The organism is Aureliella helgolandensis (genome assembly GCF_007752135.1).
Lineage (GTDB): Bacteria > Planctomycetota > Planctomycetia > Pirellulales > Pirellulaceae > Aureliella > Aureliella helgolandensis.
The window spans coordinates 3,052,810-3,076,623 of the sequence record NZ_CP036298.1; the positions used below are offsets into that span (position 1 = coordinate 3,052,810).

Annotated in this window: 19 protein-coding genes; 8 read left to right on the top strand and 11 right to left on the bottom strand. The window is 55.7% G+C overall.

The window, feature by feature from the left end:
* Nucleotides 1–57: 57 nt before the first annotated feature.
* From Q31a_RS10945 to hpf, 7 genes are all read right to left on the bottom strand, one after another.
* A complete protein-coding gene (locus tag Q31a_RS10945) occupies nucleotides 58–2,862 on the bottom strand; it encodes a 2-oxoglutarate dehydrogenase E1 component (RefSeq protein WP_145077484.1) in 2,805 nt (934 codons plus the stop codon).
* A 506-nt stretch (nucleotides 2,863–3,368) separates the two neighbouring features.
* Nucleotides 3,369–4,382, bottom strand: a complete 1,014-nt coding sequence (locus Q31a_RS10950; RefSeq protein WP_145077486.1) for an NAD-dependent epimerase — start codon at nucleotides 4,380–4,382, stop codon at nucleotides 3,369–3,371.
* 122 nt (nucleotides 4,383–4,504) lie between these two features.
* Nucleotides 4,505–6,160, bottom strand: coding sequence for an Rne/Rng family ribonuclease (locus Q31a_RS10955; RefSeq protein WP_145077488.1), 1,656 nt, complete (start codon nucleotides 6,158–6,160; stop codon nucleotides 4,505–4,507).
* A 149-nt stretch (nucleotides 6,161–6,309) separates the two neighbouring features.
* On the bottom strand, nucleotides 6,310–8,055 hold the full coding sequence (gene ptsP / locus Q31a_RS10960; RefSeq protein WP_145077490.1) for a phosphoenolpyruvate--protein phosphotransferase: 1,746 nt from the start codon (nucleotides 8,053–8,055) through the stop codon (nucleotides 6,310–6,312).
* A gap of 263 nt (nucleotides 8,056–8,318) precedes the next feature.
* Nucleotides 8,319–8,624, bottom strand: a complete 306-nt coding sequence (locus Q31a_RS10965) for an HPr family phosphocarrier protein (RefSeq protein ID WP_145077492.1) — start codon at nucleotides 8,622–8,624, stop codon at nucleotides 8,319–8,321.
* Between the two features lie 197 nt (nucleotides 8,625–8,821).
* Nucleotides 8,822–9,298 (bottom strand): PTS sugar transporter subunit IIA, encoded by a 477-nt coding sequence (locus Q31a_RS10970; RefSeq protein ID WP_145077494.1) that lies wholly within the window; start codon nucleotides 9,296–9,298, stop codon nucleotides 8,822–8,824.
* 170 nt (nucleotides 9,299–9,468) lie between these two features.
* A complete protein-coding gene (gene hpf / locus Q31a_RS10975; RefSeq protein ID WP_145077496.1) occupies nucleotides 9,469–9,807 on the bottom strand; it encodes a ribosome hibernation-promoting factor, HPF/YfiA family in 339 nt (112 codons plus the stop codon).
* 329 nt (nucleotides 9,808–10,136) lie between these two features.
* Between hpf and Q31a_RS10980 the strand changes: the two genes are divergently transcribed.
* The 4 genes from Q31a_RS10980 (at nucleotide 10,137) to Q31a_RS10995 (ending at nucleotide 13,745) form a co-directional block, all read left to right on the top strand.
* Nucleotides 10,137–10,454, top strand: a complete 318-nt coding sequence (locus Q31a_RS10980) for a hypothetical protein (protein WP_145077498.1) — start codon at nucleotides 10,137–10,139, stop codon at nucleotides 10,452–10,454.
* A 151-nt stretch (nucleotides 10,455–10,605) separates the two neighbouring features.
* Nucleotides 10,606–12,045 carry a tRNA (N6-isopentenyl adenosine(37)-C2)-methylthiotransferase MiaB gene (gene miaB / locus Q31a_RS10985; protein ID WP_145077500.1) on the top strand — a complete coding sequence of 480 codons (1,440 nt, stop codon included), beginning with the start codon at nucleotides 10,606–10,608 and terminating at the stop codon, nucleotides 12,043–12,045.
* Between the two features lie 147 nt (nucleotides 12,046–12,192).
* Nucleotides 12,193–12,888: a M50 family metallopeptidase gene (locus Q31a_RS10990; protein WP_145077502.1), complete on the top strand. Its 696-nt coding sequence runs from the start codon at nucleotides 12,193–12,195 to the stop codon at nucleotides 12,886–12,888.
* A 143-nt stretch (nucleotides 12,889–13,031) separates the two neighbouring features.
* The gene (locus tag Q31a_RS10995) at nucleotides 13,032–13,745 is read left to right on the top strand and encodes a HEAT repeat domain-containing protein (protein ID WP_145077504.1); all 714 of its coding nucleotides are present in this window, start codon (nucleotides 13,032–13,034) and stop codon (nucleotides 13,743–13,745) included.
* Nucleotides 13,746–13,993: 248 nt separating this feature from the next.
* Here the strand turns inward: Q31a_RS10995 and Q31a_RS11000 are convergent, their stop codons facing one another.
* The 4 genes from Q31a_RS11000 to Q31a_RS11015 form a co-directional block, all read right to left on the bottom strand.
* Nucleotides 13,994–14,587, bottom strand: a complete 594-nt coding sequence (locus Q31a_RS11000) for a VOC family protein (RefSeq protein ID WP_231691147.1) — start codon at nucleotides 14,585–14,587, stop codon at nucleotides 13,994–13,996.
* Nucleotides 14,588–14,618: 31 nt separating this feature from the next.
* On the bottom strand, nucleotides 14,619–15,341 hold the full coding sequence (locus Q31a_RS11005) for an NAD(P)-dependent oxidoreductase (RefSeq protein ID WP_145077507.1): 723 nt from the start codon (nucleotides 15,339–15,341) through the stop codon (nucleotides 14,619–14,621).
* Nucleotides 15,342–15,651: 310 nt separating this feature from the next.
* A complete protein-coding gene (locus tag Q31a_RS11010) occupies nucleotides 15,652–16,146 on the bottom strand; it encodes a hypothetical protein (protein ID WP_231691148.1) in 495 nt (164 codons plus the stop codon).
* 171 nt (nucleotides 16,147–16,317) lie between these two features.
* The gene (locus Q31a_RS11015) at nucleotides 16,318–17,679 is read right to left on the bottom strand and encodes a hypothetical protein (protein WP_145077511.1); all 1,362 of its coding nucleotides are present in this window, start codon (nucleotides 17,677–17,679) and stop codon (nucleotides 16,318–16,320) included.
* Nucleotides 17,680–17,848: 169 nt separating this feature from the next.
* On the opposite strand from Q31a_RS11015, the gene xylB reads away from it, so the two are divergent.
* The 4 genes from xylB (at nucleotide 17,849) to floA (ending at nucleotide 23,789) form a co-directional block, all read left to right on the top strand.
* Nucleotides 17,849–19,366, top strand: a complete 1,518-nt coding sequence (gene xylB, locus Q31a_RS11020) for a xylulokinase (RefSeq protein WP_145077513.1) — start codon at nucleotides 17,849–17,851, stop codon at nucleotides 19,364–19,366.
* Nucleotides 19,367–19,398: 32 nt separating this feature from the next.
* Entirely contained in the window at nucleotides 19,399–21,345 is a 1,947-nt protein-coding gene (locus tag Q31a_RS11025) for an ATP-binding protein (protein WP_145077515.1), read from the top strand.
* Nucleotides 21,346–21,482: 137 nt separating this feature from the next.
* Nucleotides 21,483–22,625 (top strand): N-acetyltransferase, encoded by a 1,143-nt coding sequence (locus Q31a_RS11030; RefSeq protein WP_145077517.1) that lies wholly within the window; start codon nucleotides 21,483–21,485, stop codon nucleotides 22,623–22,625.
* A 90-nt stretch (nucleotides 22,626–22,715) separates the two neighbouring features.
* Nucleotides 22,716–23,789 carry a flotillin-like protein FloA gene (gene floA, locus Q31a_RS11035; protein ID WP_145077519.1) on the top strand — a complete coding sequence of 358 codons (1,074 nt, stop codon included), beginning with the start codon at nucleotides 22,716–22,718 and terminating at the stop codon, nucleotides 23,787–23,789.
* Nucleotides 23,790–23,814 lie beyond the last annotated feature (25 nt).

Consider the following 23,814-nt stretch of genomic DNA (forward strand, 5'->3'; position numbering starts at 1 on the left):
TTGCCCTTTTTACTTCCGAGAGTGCTCGGATTGAATTCACTGCCAATCGGCGAACGGTTAGAGATTCGCGAAGGCCTCTTCGATCAAGTCATCTTGTTCTAATTTATGTGCGCTAGCCGATCCAGTAGAGGGGCTAGCCGATTCCACTCGCGAAATTCGACGCAGCTTGAAATTGAGATCGGCCAACATGTCACCGAACTTAACTTTCATGAACTGCCAAGCACCCATATTCGTCGGCTCTTCCTGGACCCACACGAGGTCTGTACCGGGTTGGTAGGGTTGCAGCGCTTCTGCAAGTGTTTCTTCTTTGAGCGGATAATACTGTTCAATGCGTACGATCGCTACATTATCAGCCCCAATGGCTTTTCGCTTCTCCGCCAACTCGTAATAGACTTTACCACTACAGAGAAGTATACGATCGGTTTGGGGCGGTGCCTGACGCGTGTCGGGCAATATTTTTTCGAACTTCCCAGTCGTGAAGTCTTCCAGTTGGGAGACGACTTCTGGATGGCGAAGCAGACTTTTGGGAGTCAGCACGACGAGCGGCTTACTCCACCGACGCTTGGCTTGTCGTCGCAACAGGTGGAAGTACTGCGCGGGCGTCGAGGGCTGCGTTACTTGGATGTTATCCTCTGCGGTGAGCAGCAGGAACCGCTCCAGGCGAGCGCTGCAGTGTTCGGGACCCGCCCCCTCAAAACCGTGGGGAAGCAAGAGTGTAATATGGCTGAGCCGTCCCCATTTGTCCTCTGCACTGGTGATGAATTGATCCACAATGACTTGGGCTACGTTCCAGAAGTCCCCAAACTGAGCCTCCCAGATCACGACACCTTCGGGGCAGTCGAGTGAGTAGCCGTATTCGAAGCCAAGAACGCCTGCCTCGCACAAAGGGCTGTTGATAATGTCCACTCGTGCTTGATCGGCGGATAGATTGTTCAGCGGCATGTGCTTGGTGTTGTCGACCGTATCGTGGAGTACCGAATGCCGTTGGCTGAACGTGCCACGTTCGCAGTCCTGGCCGCTGAAGCGGACGGGGTGACCTTCGACAAGCATACTCGCTAGAGCCAAGGCTTCACCGGCAGACCAATCGAGCCCGCGTTTGCCCTCAGCCATTTCGCCACGCAGTTCCATGAACCGCTTCAGCTTGCGGTTGATCTGAAAATCCTTCGGGTACGCGGCCAGTTTGCCCATCAACGCTCGGGCGCGCGAATCGGAGATCATCGTATCGGGCAGATCGTCCAGGGGCTCATCACCTCCGTAGTATCCCTGCCAGCTTCCTCCGAGCGTTTGCAAGTCGTCGATAAACTCTTCTTTCTGGGCCAGCTCAAACTCGCGTTCCAGTTTGGTCTGCCGCACTTCGGCGATCGCATCGGCCTCTTGCCGGGTGATCTCGCCGAGTTTCAGTAAACGCTTCAAATAGCTTTCACGAACGCTCTTGCGTTCATCGATTGTCTTGTACATCAACGGCTGGGTGAACCGAGGTTCATCCCCCTCGTTATGCCCCCACTTGCGGTAGGCATACATGTCAATGACGACGTCACGACGAAATTCGCGGCGGAAATCCATCGCCAAGTTGACGACTTGAGCCACCGCCTCAGGGTCTTCACCATTGACGTGAAAAATGGGAATCTGCAGCATCTTGGCCACATCGGTAGCGTAGGTGCAGGAACGCGATTCGTCCGGTTCGGTTGTGAAGCCCACTTGATTATTGAGGATGACGTGCAGCGTGCCGCCGGTCTTGTAACCAGGCAATTCGCTCATGTTCAGCGTTTCCTGCACAATTCCTTCGCCTGCAAAGGCGGCGTCGCCGTGCACCAGGATGGTCATGAACTTCGAATGGCGGTCATCTCCAGAGCGATCCTGTTTGGCGCGACAACGACCTTGGGCAACCGTGTTGACGTATTCCAAGTGACTGGGGTTGAAGCACAGGGAGATGTGGACTTTGGCCCCAGTCGAGGTGGCCCAATCGCTACTGTAGCCCAAGTGATAGCGAACGTCCCCGGCGCCTCGGTGCATATCGGGGCGTGGATCGTCGAACGACCAGAAGATGCTCTGTGCCCGCTTGCCCATGATGTTCGCGAGTACGTTCAGACGCCCGCGGTGTGCCATGGCCAACAGGACCCCTTCGACGCCATGCTGTCCCGCCTTCTCCAGCGATAGGTCGAGTAGTGGAATGAGGCTTTCCGCCCCTTCCAGGGAAAACGTCTTCGCTCCGACAAATTTCCGGCGAACGAACTCTTCGAAAATCGCCGCATCGGTCAACCGCGAGTAAATGCGGCACTGGACTTCACGCGATAGTTCAAGCCGATTTTCGCAGCTCTCCATGCGCCTTTGTAGCCAATCGCGGATGGTGCGATTGTCGATGTGCATGAACTGCGCACCGATGCTGCGGCAGTAGGTGTTTTGAAGCTTGGTGACGATGTCTCCCAGTGTCCGGCCATCCACGTACTGAAGGTTTGGGCAGCTGAACGGACGCGCCATGTCCTCTTCGCTCAGCCCGTAGGCCCCGGGCTCCAGTTCAGGATTTCCGAGATTGGCAAGCTTGAGTGGATCAAGCTTGGCCATCAAGTGTCCACGGACTCGGTACTCACGCACCAAGTTATCAACACGATCTTGCATCTGTGCTAGCCACAGAGCCTCGTCGCGTATGGAACGCGCTTGGGCGTTGGGCTCGTCGCCCGCAACGGCAACGGAACCACCAGCGGTAGTGGCTTGGAGGCCGCTCTGCTCGCTGGCGCCGGAGGCGGTGGCATTGGCCAGCGAAAACTCTTCGAAGTATTTACGCCAACCTGGCGATACACTCGAAGGGTCGCGGATGTACTGAACGTAGAGGTCGTCAATGTAGTCTAGGCTATAGCTGTTCATGCGAGGTCACCGTCTTTGACTAGTTCCTTCCAAACAAAAACAAGTACCGAACAGAGGTGCAGTCACAGGGGCACCCCTCGTAGCGATCTTTGGCGAATAGTACCGAAGCAAGGGCAGGAGCCAACTAGGAACGCCCTGTTTGAGAAGTCCCTTCTGGCCAACCGGCATCAGCGGTGTCCCTAGTGAAAAGGGATGGGCGGGCGAGTAACAAACCACCGCATCCTTCAAAAGGGCGAGGTCCGGTTTTTGGCAGTCGAGATGGGCGGACACTGATGGAACCGTATCAAACGGCTTGAAAGGCATAGCGAATCGACCGAAAGCACTTATGGACAACACTCGGTCATTTCATCGACGCTGATTCGCGAGCGGCCGCGCTGCAGCAACCCACTATGTTAGATATTAACGCCTCTGTGCAAACTGGCTACCGGCCTAACCACTCCCTCACCCAAAACTTCGACCAGATTTTGGAAAACCTGCCGCCTGCCTCGGGCGAAGTCGAGTCGGAGCTAACAGGTCAAATGATAGGCGCGGTACCAATCCACGAATTTCTGTATCCCAGTTTCTATGGGAGTCGACGGTCGGAAGTCAATGACACTCTCCAATTGGCTAGTGTCGGCATAGGTCTCGAGGACGTCTCCTGGTTGCAACTCCCTATAGTTCTTGACGGCTGTGCGCCCAATGCACTGTTCAAGAACCTCGATGAACCGCCCCAATTCTTCGGGCTGATTATTCCCGATGTTGTACACCCGATACGGACATTGACTGCGGTCGGGAGTCGGGTGCAGTGGATCAAAATCTGGGTCGGGAGTGGGGAGGGTATCGACCAGCCTCACTAGGGCTTCGACGATATCATCAATGTAGGTAAAGTCTCGCCGCATTTTTCCAAAATTGAAGACATCGATAGGACACTCTTCAAAGATGGCTTTGGTAAACAGATAGAGAGCCATGTCCGGGCGACCCCAGGGGCCGTAGACGGTGAAGAATCGCAGTCCCGTGGTTGGCAGACCGTATAGATGGCTGTAGGTGTGCGCCATCAATTCATTTGCCTTCTTGGTGGCTGCGTACAGGCTGATGGGATGGTCCACATTCTGTTCCGTGGACAACGGTTGAATCTGGCTGGTCCCATAAACGCTGCTACTACTCGCGTATAGCAAATGTCCTACAGCGTGTTGGCGGCAGTACTCTAAGATGTTCCCGAATCCGACAAGATTGCTGTCGATATAAGCCTGCGGGTTGGTTAGCGAGTACCGCACGCCAGCTTGGGCGGCCAAATGGACAACGCGGCTGGGTTGGACCTCCGCCAGTGCCGACTCCAATTCGTCCCGTTGGGCGATATCAAGCTGAAGGAACTGGAAACCTGCCGCACCGTCGAGTTGCTTCAGGCGATCGCGTTTGAGTTGCACGCTGTAGTAGTCATTGAGGTTATCAATGCCAATGACCTGCTCTCCGCGGTTGAGCAGGGTACGCGCGAGGTGGAAACCGATAAATCCAGCGGCACCAGTGACAATAATCTTTCGCATTGCGGCGGGACTTTACTGAAAAACTTGTCGATGATCGCGCAGGGGATCGCCGGTATTGGGGCAGCTGCAAATTGCGAGCCGCCCCACGGCTGCTGGGTACCGCTTAGCTACCGAGGGAGCTACTAGGCTTCCTCGATGAATGGCAGCTTGATCAAGTTGCCTTCGGAGTCGCGGCAATCGCATTCCAAGTGCTCTGGGAAGAGTCCTTCGCTACCCAGGATTTGGATGGACACGCCGGTGGTCTCCTCAATTTGGATGACGTCTCTTCTCTTGCGATTGTTGAGGTACGCGGAGACCTTGTCGTTGACGCGGATGGTCACGCGGCTAGCTCGTGGCTGCTGCGAAGCCATCATCAAAATGCGCACGACCTCGATCGCCATGCTCTCGCCCGTCTTCACGACGGCGCGACCTTGGCAGCATGGGCAATCTTCGTAGACACTGCGTTTGAGGCTAGGACGAATCCGTTGCCGGGTCATTTCGATCAAGCCGAAGGGGCTAGTTCTCAAGATTTTGGTACGAGCCCGATCTCGTGCCATCGCATCGCGCAGCGAGCGTTCGACTTTGCGACGGTGCGATTCGCGACGCATGTCGATAAAGTCATTGACAATGACCCCACCTAGATCGCGGAGGCGCAATTGTCGCGCGATCTCTTTAGAGGCGGCCATGTTGAGCTGGAAGGCGGAGTCCTCCGCCGAATCGTCGGTGCGAAACGAACCGCTGTTGACGTCGATGGCCACCAGGGCCTCGGTGGGATCGATTACGATGGAGCCTCCACCCTTGAGTGGTACCGTCCTGCGTTGGATCTTTGCGATCTCTTTTTCCAGATGGTATTTATGGAAGAGTGGCTCTCGGCCGTCGTAGAGTTTCAGCCGATCAACATAGCGTGGCATGACCAGTTGCAAGAACTCTTTGGCGCGGTCGTAGGCCCCTTGCTCGTCGACCAGAATTGCGTCGATGTCCTCGCTAAAGATATCCCGAATCGTGCGAATAATCATATCGCTCTCTTCGTAGATATCGATTGGCGAAGGGGTGTTCTTGACCCGCTTGACCAGCACTTTCCAGAGTCGCAAGAGGTAGGCCATGTCCCGCGACAACTCGCGGCGGGTGCGATCTTGGCCAGCGGTGCGAACGATGAACCCGAGCCCTTTGGGTGGGTTGAGTTCGAGAAGCGTTTGTCGGAGGTCGCGGCGTACCTTCTCGTCTTCAATCTTGCGGCTAACCCCAACACGACCTAAGGCAGGCATGAGGACCAGGTAGCGTCCAGGAATACTGATGTAGGTTGACAGGGTAGGGCCCTTGGTGCCGATCCCTTCCTTGATGACCTGAACGAGAACTTCGTCGCCGCGCTGGAAAATTTCTTGGATGGGTGGCTTGAATCGCGGGCGGGTGGATCGCATGGGGCGTCCACGACGGCGTCCGGGAGGGCCGCTGCTGGGACGATCATCGCCACCATCTCCCTCCGGCTGGTCCTCGCCGTCGTCGATGTCCGCGCCAGGGATGTGCCCGTCCATGATTTGATCGGGATCGTACCCTGCCTGTCGAAAGTACTGGGGTTCCACATCGCTAATGTGGAGGAATCCGTTTCGTCCGACCCCGAAATCCACGAAGGCAGCTTGGATGCTTGGTTCGAGGTTAACAATCTTGCCTTTGTAGATATTGCCTGCAAAATTGTTTTGACTGGCACGCTCGGTATAGAGTTCTTCGAGGACACCGTCTTCAAGAATCGCTATTCGGCATTCCTCGGGTTGCGAAACGTTTATCAACATTTCTTTTCGCATATTTTTCTTCCTGTTGTCTGATGAGGTCGGAGCACTTCAAATGTGCTCCGTGTAGTGGATCAATATTTTTGTTTTGAGGCGCGAGTTGCAACTCGACTCCTCCGGTTCCTTTGATGGAGTTTAAGCGCGTTGCAGAATCTCATACTGAACTAGACTCCCAATGCCATGTCTGGCAATAAATCAGAGAATCGGGCTTGGAGAAACGCATCGACTTCACGAGCGGTATCGAAATCAAAGATGCGACTGGCGATTTGTTGCCAATCTTCGAGTCGCACACTTCGGATCGCCTGCTTTACAGCAGGCAGGGCGGCAGGGGGGGCGGACAGTGCACGCACTCCAAGGCCGATTAAGAGTAGAGCAGTGGCCGGAGTTGCACTCATCTCGCCACAGACACTGACTTCCACCTGAGCCTGGTTGGCAATGTCAATCGATTGCTTAATCAATCTCAGGACGGCCGGATCGTGGCCGGAGTACAGGTCGGCTACAAACTCGTTACCGCGGTCTACCGCCATGGTGTACTGAATGAGGTCATTTGTGCCGATACTGATGAAATCAACCTCGTGGATGAAGTGATCCAGCATCAGTACGGCGGCGGGGACTTCGACCATCATGCCGACTTCGAGTTTTGCGGGTGGCGGCACTCCCTCTTCTTCGAGGTCTTCTGCGACTTGACGCAACACCATGCGGGCGGTGCGGAGTTCGTGCAGGGTACTGACGAGCGGGAACATGACTTTTAGGGTGCGTTCGCTGGCCGCCCGCAACATGGCTCGCAATTGGATGCGGAAGATGCGTGGTTGTCGGAGCGACAGGCGGATGCTTCTCAAGCCCAAGAACGGATTGCTCTCGCGTTCGAGCATTTGTAGCGAACCGACTTTATCGGCACCTAGGTCCAGGGTGCGCATGATGACAGGCAGGTCATGAAGCGAATTGACCACTTCGCGGTAGGTCTGGAATTGCTCTTCCTCGGTCGGCTCGCGATCGGCGCCCAGGTACAAGAATTCCGTGCGGTAGAGGCCAACGCCCTCAGCGCCACGCTGCAGGCAAGAGGCTACCTCGCTGGGGAACTCGATGTTGGCCAACAAGCAAACTTGAGTGCCGTCGAGCGTGATGGCGGGCAGGTCCCGGATCTCTGTCAGCTTGGCTGCCCGCGTGACGCGTGCCTCTCGTCGTTGCCGGTAACTCTCCAGCGTCTGCTCATCGGGTTGAAGGATGACGGTCCCGCGAAATCCATCGATGATCACCTGAGATTCCCCAGAGATGCGATGCAGGAAGTTGCCAACTCCGACCACGGCGGGAATTTCCATTCCGCGAGCAACAATTGCAGTATGCCCTCCTGGTCCACCCACCTCTGTGCAGAATCCGAGGATTTTTTCGCGGTCCAGATTGGCCGTCTCAGCCGGTGTCAAATCGTGGCTCGCCAAGACCGATTGGCCAGCGCCACCGGAGGCTTCCAACGGGGCTCCCCCCAGGGCCTCGAGCAAAGTGCGTTCGACGTCGCGAATGTCGTTGGCACGCTCGCTCATCGTATCGGAGCCCATGTGCCGAAACGCATGGGCATAGCGATTTAAGACGGAGGAGACTGCGAATTCAGCGCTGTAGCACTGTTCTTCAATCAGCTGGACCCAGTCCTTTTGAAGGCAGGGGTCGAGCAGTAGCCCTTGATGTGCCGAGAAGATCGCTCCCACCTGCTCCCCTAGCTGGTCGGTGGAGCGTTGTCGATGCAGGTCCAAGCGCGAAGACGCCTCGGCAATTGCCGTTCGCAAGCGTTCTAATTCGTTATGACGGTCGGAGGAATCTATCTGAGAGCGGGTAATCCGGTAACCTTCACGGTCTAGGATCAAAACCTTTCCGATGGCAACTCCTGGCGAGACCGCAATACCTTGCAGTTCTAGCATGGACGTGTCGAATCATTTCTTCAGGCCGTGCAGGTAGTGGCATCTGTCGCGTGCAATCGCGAGGGGGGATACCGGGGGTGAACCGACACGACAGGCATACAGCTGGCCTGTTCTGTGACCGCCGACTTCGCTCCATTCGTCAAGTTGAAACAATAGCCGTGGGGGCAACATAAACTTTAGGGGCACCGTACGCGTAATGGTTGAGGTGGATTGTGGGTTGGGCTTGTCTTTTAATTTGCTGTCGTCCAATTCGCAGTCGCCTCCTAGGGGCGGCCGGGGGAGGCTACCTCGGAATCGGATTCGTCAAAGCCTTGGTTGAATAGTTCTGAAAGTGCATCGATGGCTTCTTGGGCATCGACGCCACAAGCTCGCAAACTGAGCTGTGAGCCCTGTCGTGCTCCCAGCGTCAGAATGCTCATGATACTCTTGCAATCGATGGCTTGTCCGTCTTTTTCGATCTCAATTTGACACTGAAACCGCCCTGCTGCGCGCGACAGCAAGTCAGCCGGTCGCATGTGAATCCCCATTGGATTTTGGACCGTCACCACTTTTTCGATCGTCGATGACATTTCGATTTCAGTAAACTCCTGAGAGTTGAACAGTTGGTCGTATCAGAACGGGCTGGAGGGCCAGCCCCGCTGCAGGTACGGCAATACTCTGCCACCCCTACTCCCAACTACCGCGAACGACAGTTGTGGGAGTGAGATGGTATGTATTGCGGCTATTCATCTACCGCTGGCGGGCGATCTAGAAAGAGGCACACATACTAGGAAACGAACTGATTATTGTCCGCTTCTTCGAGCAACTGCACGATATCTTCGGCATTCTTGGATTGCTTCAAGAATCTGCAGAAGGTCTCGTCTCTCAGCTGGCGAGAGATGTTTTCAAGTGCTCTCAAGTGGTCTCCAGGACGGTCTGGAGGGGATACCAACAGGAAGAACAGTTGCACCTTCTCACCATCTAGGCTGTCAAAGTCGACGCCATCGATGCTGACACCGACGGTACCGACCAATTTGTCGACGCTGGGGTGCTTCGTATGCGGCACTGCGATTCCTCGCCCAATGCCCGTACTCCCCAGCTCTTCGCGTTTCATGATCGCTTTGACGATGTCATCGCGATCCGATTCTTTGATTTCGCCTGCCGCCAACAGGGAATCTACCAGTTCAGAGATAACACTTTCTTTGTCGACTGACTCTAAATCAGGACAAATTGACTTAGTGCTAACAAAATCCGAAAACTTCATGAATGAAAACCTTTTCTCTGGATACACCAGCTAGCTCGTACCACTTAGCGCGAATTCGCAACGTAACTTTCGCAATACCGAGTCCGTGTAACGGAGCTCAGTGTGCTCCCTGACGATTAAGTCGTGGGCACCAAGCAGGTTAACTGTCGGATTATTACGCGCTCAAACGACTACTCAGGCTCTGCCACTGGTGTGATATGTTTCACGCCGGTCGACTTGTGACCGGTCGTTTTTTCTTTGAATTTGCGCAATTGTTGTTCAACTTTGGCCAACGCTCCATCCAACGCACTCAGGACGGTCGTGGCCTCTGCGGAAGCGACGAAATCAGGAGCATGCTCAGCCGAAACGTTGATTTCCACATGCGGGGACTCTTGGTGCTGCATATCGACCGTAACTTGTACGGCATTGACGCGATCGAAGAGTCGACGCACCTTTTCCGCTTTTTCGCGTATGACTTCTTGGTCGTGTGTACTCAGTGAACCGTGTCGAGCAGAAACATTGACTTGCACTGTTTGGACTCCATGTGTGCGAACTCGGTGAGGTTTGATCTCAGCCGATCTAATAGCAGTTGGAAATGCCAACTACCACCCAAAAAACAGCTCTCAAATTTGGTGCGAGTTTTTCGGCTCCTCCTGATCAATTGCGGTCATTGTATCGTCGCAGCCTAAACCCGCCAAATACGGGATTGCCGCTATTAGACAAAAATGATCAATCTTGTGGTCGATTGGTATCTGTACGTATGTACATTGCTCTCGCCAGAATTCCTCTCAACTCGCACCTCTGAATTACTGTAGACTCGAGCAGAGCCCTGCAATAAAACTCGCTGGAAAACCTGGCAATGGAACCAACATACATACTTTGGCTTATGACTGCAGCGATTGCATGCGTCTGCCTACTCTGCATGATGCAGCGTCGCCAAACGCAACTCAACTCTATCTTACGTTCTTTCGTCGCGGAGCGTTTGGATTGGACACGCAAAAGAAATCGCGCCGCGAAATTGGCATTGGCGGCGGAACAGGAGCGAATTGCGAGGGAAAAACAGTACGCTGGAGGGGGGGGTGACGCCGCAGAGGTCTCCAGTGACCCCCTTACGGCTTCGGAGGAGGCGCTGGAAGCAACCGCACGAGGCCTCGAGCAAGCGATCGAGCAGGCTTAGTTGGGGAGATGTTGCCTTTTTTGGGGGGGCGGCGTGGCGGCCTCTGATTTCATCTTCGCAATTCTGCAACGCTGGATACACTTAGCACTTTCCAGATCATCCGATTTGACCATCACAAACTAGTATCAATAGAGCGGATAGGGACAACGAAATGACGCACACCAAAACGTTGTACATTGAAACGGTGGGATGTCAGATGAACGTCCTGGATAGCGAGATGGTCGTAGCCAGCCTCAAACGCCAGGGGTATGAGCTGGCCACTAGTATCGAGCAGGCGGACACGATCCTGTTCAATACCTGCAGCGTTCGCGAGCACGCGGAGGAGAAAGTCTACAATAATCTAGCGCACCTCAAGAAAATGAAGCTCGCGCATCCAGAAAAGACGCTGGGAGTGATGGGGTGCATGGCTCAGAAGGATCAGCAGGCCGTTTTCGATCGCGCCCCCTACGTCGATCTCGTCGTCGGCCCAGGGCAGCTGCATCGAATTCCGGACTTGTTGACCAAGATTCGCGACGGCGAGGGGCCTCAAATGGCTGTCAGTCTCGGCCGCCGCGACGGCTCCCAAGCAGATATCCGACGTAGCCACGAAACCTTCGATCCGCTCCGCGACCCCGCCATGCGTCCGACTCCCTTTCAGGCCTACCTCAGGATTCAGATCGGTTGCGATAAATTTTGCACCTATTGCATCGTCCCGATGACGCGCGGCCCCGAACAGGGACGCGACCCGCAATTGATTGTCGCCGAAGCTCAGGAGTTGGCGCGGCAGGGGTGTAAGGAGATCACCTTCATTGGACAAACGGTCAATAGTTACAAGTACGCTGAGGGGGAGAAGACGACCCGACTGGCGGATCTGCTGGAAATGGTGCACGAGATCGAAGGTATCGAACGCCTCAAATTCGTTACCAACTACCCCAAGGACATGACGCGCGAGCTGTTGCAAACGGTCCACGACCTCCCCAAGTGTTCGACCTATCTTCATGTGCCAGCACAGAGCGGTTCCGACGAAGTGTTGAAGCGGATGAAACGTGGCTACACCACGAGTGATTACTTCGACATGATGGATCGCATCAACGAGATTTTGCCGGATGCATCGATCTCGAGTGACTTTATTGTTGGCTTTTGCGGCGAGACGGAGGAGGACTTCCAGAAGACCGTTCAGCTGGTGGAACGCTGCCGATTCAAAAACAGCTTCATCTTCAAGTATTCAGAGCGTCCGGGAACCCGGGGAGCGGAACTCTTTGAAGACGATATCCCCGAAGAGGTTAAGTCGCGTCGCAATGTCGAGTTGCTGGCGGTGCAAGACGCCATCAGCCTAGAGGACAACATGCAGTTTCTTGGAAAACGCATGACGGTCCTTGTGGAGGGCCCTAGTAAGGTCTCGATCAAGAAGGGAGAGTCGGGGCCGATCCGCCAGATGATGGGACGCACCAACTGTGATCGCATTGTAGTTTGGGAAGGCAACGAGCGTCAGACCGGCAACATGCTGCCCGTGTTGATCCATGACACGGGGGCTTTCACCCTGTTCGGTAGCGTTGAAACTGCTGAGATAAAGCCCGACGTGATCGAAATGCCCAGCTTTATTCGGTCTTGAGCCACTGCGGCTCAAGCGAGAGGGCGAGTTGATAAAGGCAATAAAGGGCTAGGTTGGACGAATCAATGCTAGGCGAACTCTTGGCTCGCCCTAGAGAATCGGACCGCAGCCACCGCACGCAGCCATACCTGGGACGCAAACTGAACCATGAGTTGGCCAGATAGGATTGATCAGCTACTCCGCCGTCTGAAATGGCCCGCTGCTTGGCTCTCCTTGGCCTCTACCCCGTTGTTGGTATGGGGCTTGCTGAAACTTTTACTGCGCATCTTACCAAGTCCCCTAGGCTTACTTCCGTTTGTGCTGGGAACGGTTGGGTTCATCGTGGTGTGGAGACGCTTTCTACGCACCAGCCGGATGGGACGCTTTGCGATGACGCTGGAGCACGAATCGACCCATGCGTTGTTCGCCCTCTTGTGCATGCATCGCATCGTCGGTTTTCGAGCATCGGTTGGGCGGGGGGGCGAGGTGCGTTTTACCGGTAAGGGGAATTGGCTAATCACGGCTGCTCCCTATTTCTTCCCCACCGCTGCGATTCTGCTATTTTTGATTGCCTATGTACTCCCCTTTCCCGGGCTTCCCTGGCAGAGTTTTCTGCTGGGAGTCGCGTTGGGTTACCACGTGGTAAGCACCTACCGCGAAACGACGCGTGACCAGCCCGACATTCAGCAACTCGGTACGAAATTTTGTTGGATGTTCCTACCGGCCGCGAATCTAGCCGTGGTTAGCCTGCTGATCGCCTTCGCATATGGACGCGCCAGCGAGATGAATCAATGGCTTAGCGATCTTTCCCAGCCAGTACGGCTGCTGATTTCCAGCATGTGGCGACTCGCCTCAGCAACGTGAAACCGGTGGCAGACGTGCCGGTGCCAGCCCCTCCAAGGAAATTCAGCAGCTAGGCTACGGATTGACCTATCCACCTAGTGAATTTATCTGCTAGTGTCGCCTGGGCATGCTTGGGTTTTCTAGAAGCGTGGAACGGATGAGGTATGGATAAAGCACGAGACTACTGGCTACTATTGGGGCTGATCGTCCTCGGCGCAGGATGCGTTGACGGGCCGTTATACGCACTCAAAAAAGTCAATCCTTACTACCGTAGCCAATGGGATAAGGATCTGCAGTTGGGGCCAACCTACGAGCAGAGGATGGCAGAATTGAACCTGCTCAAGGAGCAATTGCCCACCATGTCTGCCACCCAGCAGACTGCCTGGGCCGAACGTCTAGCGACGATTGTGGCCAATGACGCGAGTCCCGAATTGCGAGCCCGAGCCGTCCTCACGATGGGAGCCATTCAATCTCAGGAAACCGTCGAAGCGCTGAATATTGCGTCTGGCGACGATAACGAAAAAGTTCGCTTGGCTGCCTGCAAAGCTTGGAAGTCGCAGCAGGGGGCGGCTGCGCGAGATATGTTGCTGAGTCTCGCTCAACGCGATTCCGAGACGACCAGTGTACGGAAAGCTGCCGTGGATAGCTTGGCCGCCTTTGACGAAGCTGAGGTTCGCACCGCGCTGGGCCGCTTGCTCGACGATTCCAGTCCAGCCATTCAATTCCAGGTTGCACAGAGCTTGAAGACCATGTCTGGCCGCGACTACGGCGGGGATCTTGAGTCGTGGAAGCACTACTTGGCTGGCGAAAATATTCCAGAGCCCCCCACGGAATCGGTGGCGGAGGAACTATGGAATTCGCTGCCATCGTTCCGCTAGTCGGAAAACTCTAGAGGTTCATTCGCCGCAGGTGCTTCCCCAACAGGGGACGCTCCTAAGGCAAGTGGGATAGTCTGTTCGCTGGATTCGCCCCGAGTTGCCAAACCACGGCGATCCTCCACTCAATCGGACGACGCGTATTGCCTTGCCCGAGTCGCGGTGGCCCGCTACTCAGTTTGTTGGCCGCAAGCCACAAGCTCCATGCAGGTAGACGTACCGCCTCCACCGAGTCTGCTAGAAAAAAGCTGCTATTCGGTCATCTCCTCAAACATCTTGGCTGCTACGGCTTTGATCTCGTCAGCGGTCATCTCTTGCAGCTGAGTTGCGATTCCCCACTCGTGCCCGAACGGATCCCGGATGCGCGCGAATCTCTCACCCCAGAACATGTCGGCAGGGGGCATCAGGATGGTTGCACCATTGTCGCTCATCGTTTTCACCATCGCGTCGCAGTCATCGACGTACAGATGGATCGCGACGGTAGTGCCTCCAAGCCGTGTGGGGCTGGGCGCGCCGCCGTGTTCTGGAAGGTCTTCGCTGACAAAAAATCTTGCGTTGCCAATGCGGAATTCACAGTGCATCACGCGCCCGTCTGGCATGTTGAGGAGTGCGTGTGGTTCGACGCTGAAAACGCGCGAGTAGAACGCGACCGCCTTGGCGGCGTCCGTAGCGCTGAGATAGGGGACGAATTCACAGGTTGGTGGTGACTGCATGCTGAGCAAAACGATCTGGTTAGTGGACGGGGACATTTCAGCGACGACTTCGTCGCGAGTGCCATGGTGGGACGGCGGTCTAGAGAACTCTTCCAAGAGCTCACCTGCCTTGCCAACGCATGCATGCAACATGATTGCGCATGGGGGAAATCGGATTATAGGGTCAGGCCACGTTGTACAGGACCGGCATTTGCCCTTTCCATCGATTCCACGTGTCTGCGTCTGCAATCATTTCAGCCATGAAGTGAGCAACGTTGATTCGGCTACTTTCGCCAGCGTTAAATATAGCACTTCGTGTCGGCGACGGGTGCAGAGTGTATTGAGTGACCGTGGGTGCGTTGGTGAGAGTGTCAGGGCGGACGACTACCCATTCGATCGACGGGCTGGTAGGACCGATGGCAGTACGGAGATGGTCCGCCGCCATTTCATTGTCACGATGTGGCGGTACCATGTTTCGCAGCAACACCATGATGCACCGTTGAGCCCAGGAGATGGGCTCATTAAGGTCACGGTTGGAGTTGCCTGCAGTATTCATTAGGACGAACTTGGTCGGTGTGGACGATGCGTTTGCCTGAGCTGCCAGGCACACGCGTTGCGTAGCTTCGGTGACCAGTCTGCGCGGTCTTCCAAAGATTCCCTTGAGCGTCAAGTTATGCCCGAGGCACGATGCTACAGCATCGCAGCCGTCGACAAATCGAGTCATCTCAGCGTCAGTAGCATCTGCGATGCTCGTCTCGATTAGAGAAAGACGCGGGTGCTCCATGAGCGTCTGAGGAAGCTTGGCGGAGGATCGCACGATTGCCCTGACATGAAGATCGCGTTGCAGCAATTGTTCGACTAACAGGATGCCGGTCGCACCGCTGGCTCCCAAGACAAGAGTCGTCATCGTTTGCATTTCAGGAGTGAGGGGATGGTATGAAGTGCGGATTTCTCAGGGGGGAGTTGCATCGAGAGGTTGTGTAAGTTCCCTCGCCCCACGGAAATTGTGGTCAAGCGGCTCGTCGGTCGTTGCCGGACATGAGCCAACCACGTTCCGCCTGCAGTTTCCGCAGGATATCGATGTTTTCAGTCTCACCAGTTGCCAGCCAGTGGTCAACTGCCTTGGTGTTTTCGTTGAAGTAGGTAGGTCGACAAATCGCTCAGTGGGTGTCGGGGGATGTCGTCGGTACATGCCGGTACGTTGAGCTAGCGGGATGTCAGAAGTACGAGGAATTGTAGAGTGAAAGTCGAGAGCTTTGTTCAAACCAAAACGTGACGATGGTATCCAGCGAAGCGGAGAGCAAGACAGCTCCGACCAGCCAGCGACGCCGCGGTACCCGCTGCAGCAGTGTCAGGCTGCCGGCCAAGGTCAATGCCGGCACGGTCGTCATGACGCCCATGGCCCAAAAGTGCGTCGCGATATAGTCCGGCGAATGCGATCCACTCGACAAACCGCTTGCTGACACCAACGACATCAGCGCGCTTTGCACGATAGATTTGACGAACCCTTTCGGCATCTGGATGAAGGCAAGCAGCGGTACCTCTCCAAACCAAACATCATCCGCAAATGGAAGCGTCAATGCGCTGGTGAGGAAGTAGCCGCACGTCAGTATGGCCACAATCACCGGCCATCTTTTCAACCCACTCGGGTTGTCAGTGAGAGTGGCTGAAGGGACGCTGGGTTCGAACGGGTTCACGTTAGGAAAGGGCATAAGATTGATCGGCTGTCGGCGATGCTCACCGCCAGCAGCCGAAGTGCTTGGATGGCATCGCTCTCGGCGGCTGGGCGTCGGGCCGGGGCACTGGAGTTCATGGTAGCATCGATGGGTTCTGCCCATCGAAGGGTATCGCCGGGCAGGGGATGCTTGCGGGGATGCTTGCGGCTAAAATGTGAGGCCTAGGCTGCGCTCGTATTGCCGTTGCTGCCCGCTGGTCTCGCGCGTGATTTCATTCCAGCGACGCGCTGCGTCCCCCAAGGCTAATTGCGGTGTCTTGGTACCAGCAATTGCGTGCAGAAGCTCGGTGGCCAGCGTATCGCGATATTGTGGGGTGCTGGGAATGCGAGGCTCAAGAGGGAGCGTATCAGCTGCCTGCGCCTGAGTCGTGGCGCGAAAGGCTTTCCAGCTGACGGAATCGACTCCAGCCACCGGTGATGCGGGGTCTACTCCCACGATATTGGTGGCCAGAAAATCGCGAGTTCCGCTAGTACCCAGCCATTGGAGGAATTGGACCGACTGAGCTGACTGGCGGCAATCGTAGGCAATCGATGCATTCAACCCTCCGCCGGTGTTCCACAATTTGGATTGCGATTCATGGGTTAGCTGGGCAATCGCCGCGCCAGACTTGATCGTCGCCGTGGCAGCATCGAGCAGCGTGTTGCTGGCAAGTGCGACCAAGGGCGAGGTCGACTCGGTGGCCAGCCGCCACGCGTGGCTGTGCGAGGTTAGAACGGTAGCACCGTCTTCGGTTTGGGCAGCCAAACGCTTGAGGATTTCCGCAGCATCGACAAACTCAGGCTCCTCAAGCAGGGCTTGCATCGATCTCAGGTCAAAGAGGACGCCATATCGCGTATTGCGGGTTGAGCGTGATGCGGCGATGGCTAGAAAACGATCGACGACCGCCTCCTTGTCGGCGGCAGCAAGTTGCTCTTGGAACGCGGCTTCATTTCTTGGTGTTTCGGGCAACTCACTCAGCAGCTCAGACCAAGGCAGTTGGGAAGAGCTTTCGAGTTGATCGTCGAGACGTGTTTGCAGGATGGGGCTCAGCACGGCAACTGGGAGAGAGCATCCCAAGGGGACGGCAAAGGGAGTGCCGCCGTATTCTGCCTGGGCTCGCTTAGCTGCTGGCAGCGCGGCGGGGGCTTCTGCGGAATCCAGAGTGCCTTCCTGTTTCTGCTGCGCACTGGACGGGAGTTTGGCGATCCACTTGCGATGTTCCAGTTCTCCCAGGAGCCGAGCTGGGTACAAGAGTACGTCGCAAGCACAGCTCTCTAGCTCTAGCAGCTCTGACCAGGAAAGCACGCGAATATCAATCGGTTGTTCCGAATTGGCCAACCACTTGCGTTTGACCAGCTCGGTATCCACGGCTTGTGCGGCGATCCAAATCCTCAGCGGTACGGAGGAAGCGGAGGGTGGAGTCTTGACCGTCGCGGGGGCTTCTGTCGGCTGCTCCGGTTGGCATCCGGCGGAGATTCCGAGGGTCGCAGCGAGTAGGAGCAGTAGGGAGATTGAAATACGGCGCGGCATGGAATGCGGACTTTTGATTCGTAGTCAAATTGGAAGGGACGGCTGCTTGCCGTGCCTCTGCCTGTAGGAAACAACGCGAGTTACTAGTATAGTGTCTACCGCTTGCATGGTCTGACAAGGCGGGGCGGAGCCGTCGATTGGGGCAATTCATTCTTGGGAGTACAACAACGTGGGCTATACGATTGGGGTTGATATTGGAACCTCTGGAACGAAGAGTTTGCTGATTGATTCAGATGGAAATATTTTAGCGGAATCTTCTGCGACTTACGACGTTTTGACTCCCAAACCGCGTTGGACTGAGCAGGATCCTGAGGACTGGTGGAACGCCACGGTTAAAACCATCCGGGCGGTCGTCAAGAAGTCAAAGGTCAAGGCTGGAGATGTCAAAGCCATTGGGCTTTCTGGGCAAATGCACGGTTCGGTATTTCTGGACAAGAGAGGGAAAGTCCTACGCCCCGCTCTGCTCTGGAACGACCAGCGGACAGTGGCGGAGTGTGAAGAAATCACCGAATTGGCAGGAGGTCGCGACGAGCTCATTCGCATGGTGGCCAATCCAGCCATGACCGGTTTTACCGCCCCCAAGATTCTTTGGCTCAGGAACAAAGAGCCGAAGAAGTTTGATCGACTGGCACACGTTCTCCTCCCCAAGGATGAAATCCGCCGGCGACTGACCGGAGAACTGGCCACGGAGGTCAGCGACGCCAGCGGCATGCTGCTGCTTGATGTGCGCAATCGCAAGTGGTCGAGTGAATTGCTGGGGAAACTGCAGATCGACCCCGAGTTGTTGGCGACCGTTTACGAGTCGGAGGATGTCACCGGGAACCTGCGGCCCGAAATTGCCGAAAAACTAGGTCTCACCACCGATTGTGTGGTTGTGGGCGGAGCGGGGGATTGCGCCGCCGGTGCGGTCGGCAATGGCATTGTTCGCAGCGGAATCCTGACTGCTTCGTTGGGGACATCGGGGGTCATGTTCATCCATAGCGATGAACCGCAGTACGATAAAATGGGGCGGTTGCACACTTTTTGTCATGCCGTACGCGGCAAGTGGCACATGATGGGTGTCACCCTGTCGGCGGCCGGATCGATGCAATGGTTCGTGGATAATGTGTGCCCCGAGTTGGCGAAGCGACGCGGCGCCGACCCGTTGCTAACGCTTAATGCCGAGGCATTGGAAGTTGCTGCAGGGGCCGGTGGATTGCTGTTCACCCCCTATCTGTCTGGGGAGCGTTCCCCCCATGTCGATCCCAATGCGCGGGCTAGTTTTGTCGGCCTGACTGCCAATCATGGCCGAGGCCACATGGCTCGTGCCGTCATGGAGGGAGTGGCCATGAGCTTGCGAGAGAGTCTAGAGATTTTTAAATCGCTCGATGTTCCCGTGCGGGAAATGCGCGTCAGTGGTGGAGGCGCCAAGAGTCCACTGTGGCGGCAGATTTTTGCCGACGTGATGAATCAAGCTGCCTGCACGATCAATGCCGAGCAGGGGGCCGCCTATGGCGTCGCTCTGCTGGCAGCTGTGGGCGCCGGGCAGTTTAAAGACATTGAAGAGGCGTGCAAGGCGACCATCGAGGTCGTCCAGAAGACGGCTCCCAAGAAGCCCCACGTGCGGACGTACGACAAGCTCTTTCCCATTTATCAAAGTCTCTACGGTTCGCTCAAAAATTCGATGGACGCCTTGGGCGAGATTTAGATTGCTGAACGTATTGAGAATGGATTTTGCCGATGGCATCGTTCTATGTGATTCGCGGTAACGACAATGCCCAGCACTTCCTGGTCAGTGGGGTGGTTGCCAAGATTGGCCGCGGCGCCAATGTGCAGATCCATTTAAACGATACCGAAGTCTCCAGGCAGCATGCGCTCATCATGCGGGCTGCCGATGGAGAGCATGAGATCGTCGACAACAACAGCAGCAATGGGACGTTCGTTAACAGTCGGCGCGTGAAGCGGCAGTTGTTGCGCAGTGGAGACCGCGTGCAGGTCGGGCGGACGCTGATGATCTACACCAGTGGCCCCGAGCCGCATAAAGTTAGCGGAGGTGACGCTGAAGCCGGTAGCCGAAGTGTGGCCAGCAGCTCCGTGGAGATTATTGCGGACAGCAAGGAGCACGAACTCTCCAATATCCGGCAAAGCCTCGAAAGCCAGTTCGCGGTGATTGGCGATTCGCTCATTGCCCGTGAGTCCGCGAGCCGCATGCGTCCAGCGGAACTTTCTGGCGACGCGTCCGACGACTCCCAGCCCACTTCCCCCGTCGACGAGGATTCATCGCTTGACGGCAGGGATGAATGGGAGATCGTCTTCCAGGTGGGGCAGGCCGTTAGCCGAACCCTCGACCTTCACGACTTGCTGGATCAGGTTCTGGAGTTGATCTTCCAGTGGATCGCCTGTGATCGTGGGTGCATTGTGATGCTCGACGATGTCACCAGCGAGCTGACGCCAGTCTGCAATCGTGACCGCAAGCAAGCGAACGCTGCTGGTACATCCACCGAGGCGTTGCCCGGTAGCGAACGACGCAAGACTCGGACGCAACGCATTCGCATTAGTCGCACGATCCTTGATCATATTCTGCAAACGAAAGAGGGGGTGCTGACGAGCAATGCTCAGGACGATACGCGGTGGGAGAATGTCGAAAGCATTGCCACGCTAGGCGTGCATGAAGCGATCTGCGTCCCCATGCTTGGTCGCTATGGCGTTGTGGGGGCGATCTACGTGGACACGACGATGTCCGCCGGGGTGTTCGCGGAACGCCAGGGAGAGAATACCTTCAATACCCAGCATCTCAAACTCATGATGGCGATTGCAAGCCAAGCTGCTTTGGCCATTGAGGATACTCAGTTCTATCGTGCCGCCCTGCAGTCGGAAAAGCTGGCGGCGATGGGGCAAACGATCGCAAACCTCTCGCACCACGTCAAGAATATTTTGCAAGGCGTGCGTGGCGGAGCCTATTTGGTGGACGATGGACTCAAGAAAGGAAATTTGGAAGTTGTGCAGAAGGGGTGGGGAATCGTTGAACGCAATCAAGAGCGAATCCACAACCTGGTCATGGATATGCTCAGTTTCAGCAAGGAACGCGAACCAGAGCTGGAGCTCGGTGACTTGCGCGACCTGCTCAGCGACGTTTGCGAGTTGATGGAGACGCGGGCGAGGGAAAATGGTGTGCAATTGCTGTGGCACAGGCCTGCCGATGCGATCCGGGTTGAATTCGACAGCGAAGCGCTCCATCGGGCTGTGCTCAACGTCGTAACGAATGCAATTGACGCAGTCGCTGAGCTGGCAAAGTCCGAAGAGGAGGAGCAAACGATGCCGGATGGCATTTCCGGGGAGGAACCCCAAGCCACTGGGGAGCGGGAGGCAAGCCAATATCGCGTCGACATCTCCGTCCATTTGCAAGCCAAAAGCAATTTGGTGCAAGTCATCGTGCGCGATACGGGGCCCGGGATTAGCCCAGAGGATCAACGCCGTATTTTCGCACCCTTCGAATCCAACAAAGGGGCTCGTGGTACCGGCCTGGGGTTGCCGGTCAGCCGCAAGGTCTTGCGCGAACATGGTGGAGATATCTCGATTTCCAGTCAGGCAGGGCGGGGGACCGAGTTCACCCTTTCTTGGCCCGCTTCGCAGACGCAGAATCTGGGCCAGACCATTGAGCAGATCGTCCCAGACGATTCCCCCTAGTTCGCCTACTTGGATGCGAATCAACCACACCGGTGTGGTGAAACAATTGTCAGTTGCCATTGACGTCCATCCAACACCTTTCGAAACTTCCAGCACTCTCCTAGATTGCAATCCTCTTTACTTACGTGAATCCACGGATGTCCAATACATACGAAGTGCGCCGCGTGGGCGGCAACCGGTCTGACCAGAAGCAATTTATGCGACTTTTGTGGGATATTTACAAAAACGATCCCCATTGGGTTCCGCCACTGCTGCAGAACCAAAAGGAGTTGGTTGGTTTCGCGAAGCATCCGTTTTACGAGCAAAACCGTGGAGCCAACTTTCTGCTGCTCAAAAATGGGGCTGCGGTGGGGCGGGTTACTGCCATGGTTAACGTGGGGCACAATCAGCGTTTTGAAGAAAAACGGGGATTTCTAGGATTCTTCGAATGCATTGACGATCATGATGGAGCGCGTCGCCTGCTCACCGAAGCGTGTCAGTACTTGGCATCGGAAGGGATGACGGATGTCCGTGGCCCGGCCAATCCAAGCTTGAACTACGAAGTTGGCATGTTGGTGGAAGGCTTTGATTCAAAGCCAACATTTATGATGACCTACAATCCTCCCTACTATGAGCGACTGTGGACTGACTTCGGATTCGAGCAGACTCAAGACCTCTTTGCGTATACGGCCCATATTTCGATCATTGCCGACTTGGATCCCAAAATGGCGTTTGTCATCAAGGAGATTAAGCGGCGGTTTAACGTGGTGGTTCGCCCATTCAACTTGAAGAAGTTTCGAGAAGAGGTGGGGCTGTTTCTAGATATCTACAACAAATCCCTGGTGGGTACCTGGGGCTTCGTGCCTCTGTCCGATGCGGAAGTGGAGCACCAGGCAAAGGGGCTGAAGCATCTTCTCGTCCCTGAATTGACGACGGTGATCGAAGTGGATGGAAAACCGATCGGAGCGGGGCTTGGCCTGCTCGACTTTAATCCTGTGATTCAGAAAATTGGCGGCAGATTATTTCCTTTTGGATTCCTGCGATTGCTGGCCAGCAAACGCAAGCTTGACCGCGTCCGGTTGATGAGCACGAACATTTTGCCGGAGTATCAAAAATGGGGCTTTGGCTTGCTCGCCCTGGAGCGAATGCTACCTGACGCGCTCAAAATGGGAATTCAGTATGGCGAATTCTCTTGGGTTTTGGAATCGAATCACTTATCGCGGGCAACCCTGGAGCGGAGCGGCCTGAAATGCGATAAGACCTTCCGACTTTACGATCGAAGCTTGGCTGAGTTTGTCTAGACTTGTTTCGTGGCGGATGGCGAACTGCTACACTTACGATTCACAAAACCATCGTGGCTCGTGGTGTCTCCCGGATAAGGCTATTGACTCATGGATACTGCCATACTGCTGGCTCAGAATCAAAATACGGACCCTCAATCGGTGATCATAATCGTGGTCGCACTGGCCATCATCGTGGTGATCATGGGGGTGCTTGCCGTCATGGCCAATTTCTTCTGGTTGTGGGCGCAGTCCTTCACCACGGGGGCCGGTATTGGCTTGCGCGACTTGATTGGCATGTGGTTTCGCCGGGTCGACTCGCGGATGATCGTCCGTAGTAAGATCATGGCCGTCCAGGCCGGGTTGGGGATGAACGAAATTACCAGCCAGGCCTTGGAAGCGCACTATTTGGCCGGGGGAAATGTCTCACTGGTTATCCGCGCTTTAATTGCCGCGCGCAAATCTAAAATCATCACGCTGGGGTTTCGGGAAGCGACGGCCATCGACTTGGCTGGACGCGACGTCCTGGAGGCTGTGCAGACGAGTGTCTATCCGAAGGTTATTGATTGCCCTCCCAAGGGAGCGGCACGCTTGTCCCTCGATGCGGTTGCTCGGGATGGTATTCAGTTGAAAGTCAAAGCTCGTGTCACGGTTCGGGCTAACTTGGAACAGTTGATTGGCGGAGCTGGCGAAGAGACCATCGTGGCCCGCGTTGGGGAAGGTATTGTGAGTACCATCGGATCAGCCGATGACCACAAAGTGGTTTTGGAAAATCCCGACATGATCTCCAAGTCGGTGCTGGCCAAACGATTGGATTCTCAGACTGCGTTTGAGATCGTTTCGATCGATATCGCGGATATCGATGTCGGAGAAAACATCGGTGCCCGGCTGCAAGCCGATCGAGCGGAAGCCGACATGCGGGTGGCACGTGCGAAGGCGGAAAGCCGTCGAGCGGCAGCGGTGGCGGCCGAGCAAGAGATGATGGCCAATATCGAAGAGAGCCGTGCCAAGCTGGTGGAGGCGGAAGCCGATGTGCCTCACGCAATGGCCGCTGCGTTTGCCGATGGCCTGTTGACGGTAATGGACTACTACCGGCTGATGAATGTGGATGCTGATACCAAGATGCGCTCAAGCATTGCCGATGTTGGCGAGCGGGATAAACCTGTCATTCAGTCGGTGAACTAGTCGCTCTGGTTGCACATTATTGATT

What these genes read in the sequence shown, in the direction of transcription:
- Q31a_RS10945 (WP_145077484.1), bottom strand. Translation starts at nt 2,862, where the DNA reads ATGAACAGCTATAGCCTAGACTACATTGACGACCTCTACGTTCAGTAC.
- Q31a_RS10950 (WP_145077486.1), bottom strand. Translation starts at nt 4,382, where the DNA reads ATGCGAAAGATTATTGTCACTGGTGCCGCTGGATTTATCGGTTTCCAC.
- Q31a_RS10955 (WP_145077488.1), bottom strand. Translation starts at nt 6,160, where the DNA reads ATGCGAAAAGAAATGTTGATAAACGTTTCGCAACCCGAGGAATGCCGA.
- ptsP (WP_145077490.1), bottom strand. Translation starts at nt 8,055, where the DNA reads ATGCTAGAACTGCAAGGTATTGCGGTCTCGCCAGGAGTTGCCATCGGA.
- Q31a_RS10965 (WP_145077492.1), bottom strand. Translation starts at nt 8,624, where the DNA reads ATGTCATCGACGATCGAAAAAGTGGTGACGGTCCAAAATCCAATGGGG.
- Q31a_RS10970 (WP_145077494.1), bottom strand. Translation starts at nt 9,298, where the DNA reads ATGAAGTTTTCGGATTTTGTTAGCACTAAGTCAATTTGTCCTGATTTA.
- Q31a_RS10980 (WP_145077498.1), top strand. Translation starts at nt 10,137, where the DNA reads ATGGAACCAACATACATACTTTGGCTTATGACTGCAGCGATTGCATGC.
- miaB (WP_145077500.1), top strand. Translation starts at nt 10,606, where the DNA reads ATGACGCACACCAAAACGTTGTACATTGAAACGGTGGGATGTCAGATG.
- Q31a_RS10990 (WP_145077502.1), top strand. Translation starts at nt 12,193, where the DNA reads ATGAGTTGGCCAGATAGGATTGATCAGCTACTCCGCCGTCTGAAATGG.
- Q31a_RS10995 (WP_145077504.1), top strand. Translation starts at nt 13,032, where the DNA reads ATGGATAAAGCACGAGACTACTGGCTACTATTGGGGCTGATCGTCCTC.
- Q31a_RS11000 (WP_231691147.1), bottom strand. Translation starts at nt 14,587, where the DNA reads ATGTTGCATGCATGCGTTGGCAAGGCAGGTGAGCTCTTGGAAGAGTTC.
- Q31a_RS11005 (WP_145077507.1), bottom strand. Translation starts at nt 15,341, where the DNA reads ATGACGACTCTTGTCTTGGGAGCCAGCGGTGCGACCGGCATCCTGTTA.
- Q31a_RS11010 (WP_231691148.1), bottom strand. Translation starts at nt 16,146, where the DNA reads ATGCCCTTTCCTAACGTGAACCCGTTCGAACCCAGCGTCCCTTCAGCC.
- Q31a_RS11015 (WP_145077511.1), bottom strand. Translation starts at nt 17,679, where the DNA reads ATGCCGCGCCGTATTTCAATCTCCCTACTGCTCCTACTCGCTGCGACC.
- Q31a_RS11025 (WP_145077515.1), top strand. Translation starts at nt 19,399, where the DNA reads ATGGCATCGTTCTATGTGATTCGCGGTAACGACAATGCCCAGCACTTC.
- Q31a_RS11030 (WP_145077517.1), top strand. Translation starts at nt 21,483, where the DNA reads ATGTCCAATACATACGAAGTGCGCCGCGTGGGCGGCAACCGGTCTGAC.
- floA (WP_145077519.1), top strand. Translation starts at nt 22,716, where the DNA reads ATGGATACTGCCATACTGCTGGCTCAGAATCAAAATACGGACCCTCAA.